Raw genomic sequence first — 6,227 nt, 5'->3', positions numbered from 1 at the left:
TTATGAACTTCGGCTCAGTCAAAGGTAAGATGAGTAAAACTTATGACCGGCAGCTAGCAATCGCCTAATTTTAGACCCCATATTACCCCAGCGACGACTTTTGCAAGAGGTCTACTAGCAAAAATAATATTTTTACCTAAAAAGTAAACTCCAGCCAGAAGCAGGATGAATCCTATTAATTTGATGAAGAGTCTAGTCATAATTTTGGCTATGGTTTCTAACTAAAGTTATTGTATGCAGCTGAGTCAGTACCGCAACCCTTAGTTTTACCGAACTCTTATCTCAGGTTGTAGCTTCCGGTAGAGGAAATTACTTAAATGTAACACTACATAATAGCTAGCCAGAGTGAAGAAAGCGTGTAGAACCCTCCGCTGGACAAATAAATCAGCAAATTTATGAGAATCGTTGATTTAAGTTAACATTCGTAAATATTTGTTCTCCGATTGTCAGAAATCAGTAAAAATACTGAATACTCAATCTTAATTAAAGAATTTGTATAACTTTTGTAAAAAGTTGGTAAAATACAAAACCATTTTCAAGTTTTGTATTTTTGGCAACAGACCCGGATAACCCTACTGTGTGTTAGCTTGATTTTTCCAGATTGAGAAACCTTGGCTGAATTGCCTTGGATGGCTAAATTTCCCTTTTTTTAACAATTTTGGATTTTGTGATGACTCCCTCATTAGCATCTGCTCCGGCTAAAGTTCAGTCTCCTCACGTTGCAATCCGCAACTCATCGAAATCGAATGTTCATTCTCTGGCAGCACTGTGGGCACGAAAATACTATCGTGCAGTTACAGTGGACTATGATGCCGAGCATCTAAGGCAAAATGAATTTTTAAAAGAAGTAACGTCCAAGGAAGGTCGAGCTTGCACAGCGAACAAGCTAATGCAAAACCTGACTTTGGCGAGTGCCAGAGCCTGGACTAAGACAGAAACGCTGTTATCGGAAGAGATTCGGCGTCATGGCATCAACCCAGACTTAATCAATCCATTAGAAATTGCTGCCGATACTCGCTACTTATTTCAAAAAGTTTTGAATGGTTATGCTGAGCGAGCTACAGCACAACGGGTGTCAGTGATTGCAGGTAGTGACTTTGGGCAGGTACGCGACAAATACACTAACGTCGATCCCCGTGCCATCGGCTTTGTAAGTATGCAGTTTCATTACACAGGTCAGATGTTACTGGAGTGGCTTTCGCAGCCAGAGAAAGCGCTGTGGATGCCGTACTTAAAAATGATGGACGATCATATGTATATGCCGCTACGAGCTGCCTACTCAGCAGCGGCTAACTATAATTATGATTCTCCAGTTTTAGCCGCAGTTCAGCATCTTCTACCGATTAGTAGCAAAATTGCCGAAACGGTTTGTAATCAGGTTTGCCGCTTACATTCCAACCATCGCACTTACAGCGGATCTCTGAGCGAAGCAGTCGTCAGAACCGCTAGCATTCGCGATGCTGAGATGTTTCAGGTTTATCTGTGTTTATGCGTTTTGGAACATGATATCTGCTCCGTACAGCGAGAACTGTTTCCTTTATGCGTGATGTTATATCCTCGCTTAAATGTGAGCTGGAGATTGGTGCAAGATATGCTTCAGGCAATGGGTTGGGCAATGCACTCCCATCTGAGCGCTGATGATATGGCAATCTTGTTACCTTATTTACGGACGATGACGGAAATGTTTTCTTTGGAAGTGTTTCAGGGCGGCTGAGGTGATGAGTAATTAGTGAGTAGTCATTCGTTAAGAATGACTACTCATAACCTTCTAAGCTTTCCGAAAAGCTTATGTATTACCGATAAGTTTCACAATCCTTTAGCTGCAACCCTGCCAGATTTCAAGAGATGTGGGTCATGCATAGACCGAAAAGCGCTGAGGGAGAATATCGATACCCTTTCGCCTAAAGGTCGCCACAAATAAATTTTTGGAAGTGCCTACTGGCAGAGATGGAATAACTCTAAGGAGTTCACAATTTGGATTGCGAACTCGAAAATCTAAAACGCAGTTCCTTTATCAATTCACTTCAACTGAGCGAATAGAGGCAGCGTCTTTAAATTGCTTTGTCTCAGACAATCCGCCCGATCCTGATTTTGAAGAATAAACTCCTATCAAGCTTGCATCATTAGCATTTCCAAGACGGAAGGAGATACTCTTAGCTGGTTGATTAGCAAACCGGACGTATTCTCTGCCTTCATTGTCAAGGTTGTAAGACAAGGTGGCGTCTCCGTAGGCTGCCTCTGCTTGTTTGAGAGAGGTTCCGGGACCGACTCCTTTTTCAGTTTTATAGTTAGAATTTTCGGTTACTAAAGCATCGATTTTGGCCGAATCAGCTAAGGGGTTCCCGGCTGGGTAGAGGATGTAATATTGCACCTTTCCATTTTGGCTGACAGCGATCGCATCAAAATCCACGATGTAAGGCGACTGCACCTTAAATTCAGCTTTTGAACCCAGCTCTTTTTTGAGTTCGCCTAAAGTCATTCCCAGCTTAGCCGGGCCAATCCCTGTGGCTGAAATTTTTTGGCTTTCAGAAATTGTTTCCGAAACTGGGCTAGGGCTTGGAGATTCCGTAGCCGGGGTGGGACTAGGCGACCCTTGTACTGTCTGGGGTGTCGCTGTGCTGGTAGGTGAAACGGATGCTTGTGGAGTTGGCGGCGTCGCCGTGCTACAACCCACGAGTGTCATGAGCAAAAGCAAGGAACTAGAGAGAAAAAATCGAGCTTTCACGGGCTAAACCTAACGCAATTATGTATCGAGTCTGTTATTGAGATGAGGTAATGAGTAATTGTCATTTTTCCTTAGCCCTTAGTGCTTATGTTGCTACTAACTAAGCACTAAAGGCTAATAACTAATTTTAGGGTTCATCTACTTCTTTCTCCTCAGTTAGAGCTTCAGCCGGAATTTCTAGCGCTAACTGATAGAGGTGGCGGCGGGAAAAAGAGGTGGCTTTTGCTAACTGGCGACTGGCTTGCGATCGCGAGATTCCTGCTTGCAGGAGATGTTGTAACTCGGCTTTTAGCGCCTCTTCCGACAGCATTGGCATCGTTAACTCGGCACCGGCAACGACGAGGGTAAATTCTCCTTGGGGTTCGCGGGTGGCATAGCGATCGCTTCCTTCCCTAATGGTGCCCCGCCAAAACTCCTCGTGCAACTTGGTTAACTCCCGCGCCAGTACAATTTGGCGGCTGAGTCCCAATACAGCCCCTAAGTCTTGCAGTGTTTGTCGTAACCGATGAGGAGCTTCGTAAAATACAATCGTACGGCTTTCGCTTTGTAAAGCTTCCAAACGTTCTTGCCGTTCTTGACCTTTTGCGGGTAAAAAGCCTTCAAACACAAATTTGTCTGGGGGGAGTCCGGCGGCACTTAAGGCAGTCGTGACGGCAGTACAACCAGGGACGGGAACGACGGAAATGGCTGCTTCGATACAAGCTTTTACCAGTTCGTAGCCCGGATCGGAGATTCCCGGCATCCCGGCATCAGTGACAAGCGCGATCGCTTTCCCGATTTTGAGTTGTTCCAACAACTCTGGAATCCGCTGCTGCTGGTTGTGTTCGTGGTAACTCCACTGGGGAGTTTTAATTTGAAAGTGCTGCAACAGCTTCCCCGTGTGGCGCGTATCCTCGGCTGCGATCGCGTCCACCGTTTGCAAAATTCGCACTGCCCGAAAGGTCATATCTTCCAGGTTGCCTATCGGTGTCCCGACGATGTAAAGTGTCCCCAATTTTGGCTCAGTTTGCATCAAATCAATTAAAAATTAACAAGTAAAATTAAAAAAGAACAATTTCCTTTTTAATTTTACATTTTTAATTGAATTCTAGTGGCTGGGGTTTGGCGATGACATAACCTTGGGCATAATCTATTCCTAAAAATTTTACCTTCTCTAAAATCGAGTCATTCGTGACAAACTCAGCAATTGTTTTCAGACCCATGACGTGCCCAACGCGGTTAATCGCTTCCACCAGTGCCAAATGAATTGGGTCATCGGCAATATCTTTGACAAAACTTCCATCAATTTTTAAGTAATCTAGTGGCAGATATTTGAGATAAGCAAACGAGGACATCCCGCTGCCAAAATCATCTAAAGCAAAACGACACCCTAAAGCTTTAACTTCCTTAATTAACCCTGAGACTTTACTCAAATTTGCAATCGCAACACTTTCAGTAATCTCAAAGCAGATCATCTGTGGGGGGATTTTATAGACAGAAAACTGCTCTTTAAGGAATTCTATAAACTGGTCGTCATTAACGGTAGCACCAGAGAGATTGATAGTATACAGGGGAAAAGATGAAGGAGGAAGGATGTAGGGTGTTAGCGGAGGCGAAGTGGCAACATTGCTAGCACCAGCAACGAAGGAGTTGCGAATCCTTCCCCTAGGGTAAGATGCAAAATTCTGAAATTGGGGTTCTAAATTCTGAATTTCTGATTGGTGAAGCATCGCCAAGAAGGTACGGATCACCCAGCGGTCTATTGCAGGCATTAGGTTGTATCGCTCAGCGGCGGGGAGAAATGCCATTGGCGGGATCAACTCGCCTCTGTCATCCACGAAACGCAGCAGAACTTCGTAATGTTCGCCGGTGGTTAGTTCGGCATTCAAAGGGGCAATCGGTTGGTAGTACAAGCAGAATTGATTCTTGGCTGGTAACGTATTTTCAGGAGTAGCCAAAAGCTTCACAGACCCGCTTTGCGCGATCGCTTGATTCAATCGGCTCAACCATTGCACTTCATTGTGCTGCTGCGCCAGTTTTTGATCGTCAGCTTGGTAGACATACACGCGATTTCGTCCCCGATTTTTAGCTTCATAGCAAGCTGCATCGGCAGCACTAACAACGCCCGACAAACTGGAAGAATTGGCGTCAAATGTCACGACACCAATACTGACACCGACCGTAAAAGTTTTATCTTGCCATGCAAATCGAAACTCCTGAATGGTCTCTAGGAGCGATTGAGCAACTCGCAGTGCTTCATCTGTGGGACATTGGTACAGCAGCACGGCGAATTCATCACCGCCTAATCGTGCCAGAACATCAGTTCTACGCACTCTGCTTTGCAACAAACTACTGATTTGACGCAACAATTCATCGCCAGCAACATGACCGCAAGTATCGTTAACAATCTTGAACCGATCGAGATCCAGATAGCAAAGCGTGTGTTCTTGGTTTTGCATTCTGGTATTTGACACCGCTTCTTGCAAACGTTGCTCAAATTCGTGACGGTTGGCGATTCCCGTCAGTGGATCGTGGTTTGCTTGCCAGGAGAGCTTTTCGTTGACTTTGGTGAGTTCGGCAGTTCGTTCTCCCACCACTTTTTCTAGATGTTCTTGGTACTGTTTGAGTGCTGCCTCTGCTTTCTTGCGGGCGGTGATATCTTCCACCAGGCGAATGCCAAATTGCGGTTTGCCCTCAGCGTCCCGCACTTGGGAAACAGTAATGTTGCACCACAACATCTGCCCATTTTTTCCCAGGTAACGCTGCTCCATTTGATAGCAATCGCGACCCCAAATCAGATGTCCATCCTTTCCTAGATAACGCTTCGCCATCTGAGAATAGTCATATTTTCCGGCGAGTAAGTTAATGTAACGATCCCAACCCACTTCGTTCGGAGTGGTATCTTCTTGAATATATCCTCCTGGCAAATTATCCTCTTTGCAACCCAGCATCCGTTGGAGTGCCGGATTCGTTGTCACGACATGACCTTCCATGTCTACGATCGCGATTCCCATGCCTGCTCCCTCAAAAATTGAGCGAAAGCGAGCTTCGCTATGCCGCAATGCTGCTTCTGCTTGCTGGCGTTCGATGACTTCCTGACTGAGTTTTTGGTTCGTTGCTTCTAGTTGTGCCTGACTGGGAATTGCCAGTGCTTTGGGAATCAAACGAATCAGTTCGACAGCTGTGTAACTGGAAATGATAGCAGTAATCACTTTGACGGCACCCGAAAGCCAATAAGCTGGATGCCAGAGCGTCCAGATTTCCATCAGGTGGGTAGTGCCACAGGAAACAATGAAAGCTCCAAACAGGAAAAATATCCTTCGGAAGGGCAAATCCTGTCGTTGGTGGATGAAATAGAGCAAGGCGAGGGAAATCGAGTAATAGGCGATCGCAATCAACGCATCTGCCACAATATGCAGCGAGACTAACCCTGGTTGCCAGAGATAGCCGCGCCCGTGGGGAATAAACCAATTTGGAGAGATTAAATTTTTTAAAAATTGCAGCATTAGTCGTGAATCCTTAA

General features: G+C 45.4%; 4 protein-coding genes. 1 reads left to right on the top strand and 3 read right to left on the bottom strand.

What is annotated here, in order from left to right:
- Window positions 1–670 precede the first annotated feature (670 nt).
- Window positions 671–1,714, top strand: coding sequence for a hypothetical protein (locus NC996_RS11665; protein ID WP_190690411.1), 1,044 nt, complete (start codon window positions 671–673; stop codon window positions 1,712–1,714).
- Window positions 1,715–2,014: 300 nt separating this feature from the next.
- On the opposite strand, the gene NC996_RS11660 is transcribed toward NC996_RS11665, so the two are convergent.
- The 3 genes from NC996_RS11660 to NC996_RS11650 form a co-directional block, all read right to left on the bottom strand.
- On the bottom strand, window positions 2,015–2,725 hold the full coding sequence (locus NC996_RS11660; protein WP_242037731.1) for a DUF3558 domain-containing protein: 711 nt from the start codon (window positions 2,723–2,725) through the stop codon (window positions 2,015–2,017).
- Window positions 2,726–2,852: 127 nt separating this feature from the next.
- Window positions 2,853–3,737, bottom strand: coding sequence for a 16S rRNA (cytidine(1402)-2'-O)-methyltransferase (gene rsmI, locus NC996_RS11655; RefSeq protein ID WP_190430369.1), 885 nt, complete (start codon window positions 3,735–3,737; stop codon window positions 2,853–2,855).
- Window positions 3,738–3,801: 64 nt separating this feature from the next.
- The gene (locus NC996_RS11650) at window positions 3,802–6,210 is read right to left on the bottom strand and encodes an EAL domain-containing protein (protein WP_242037730.1); all 2,409 of its coding nucleotides are present in this window, start codon (window positions 6,208–6,210) and stop codon (window positions 3,802–3,804) included.
- Window positions 6,211–6,227: the final 17 nt, after the last annotated feature.

The organism is Trichocoleus sp. ST-U2 (assembly GCF_039961875.1).
In the GTDB taxonomy this organism is placed as follows: Bacteria; Cyanobacteriota; Cyanobacteriia; order Cyanobacteriales; family FACHB-T130; genus FACHB-T130.
Note: the sequence above shows the minus strand (reverse complement) of the source record. Positions and strands in the feature narration are given on the sequence as shown.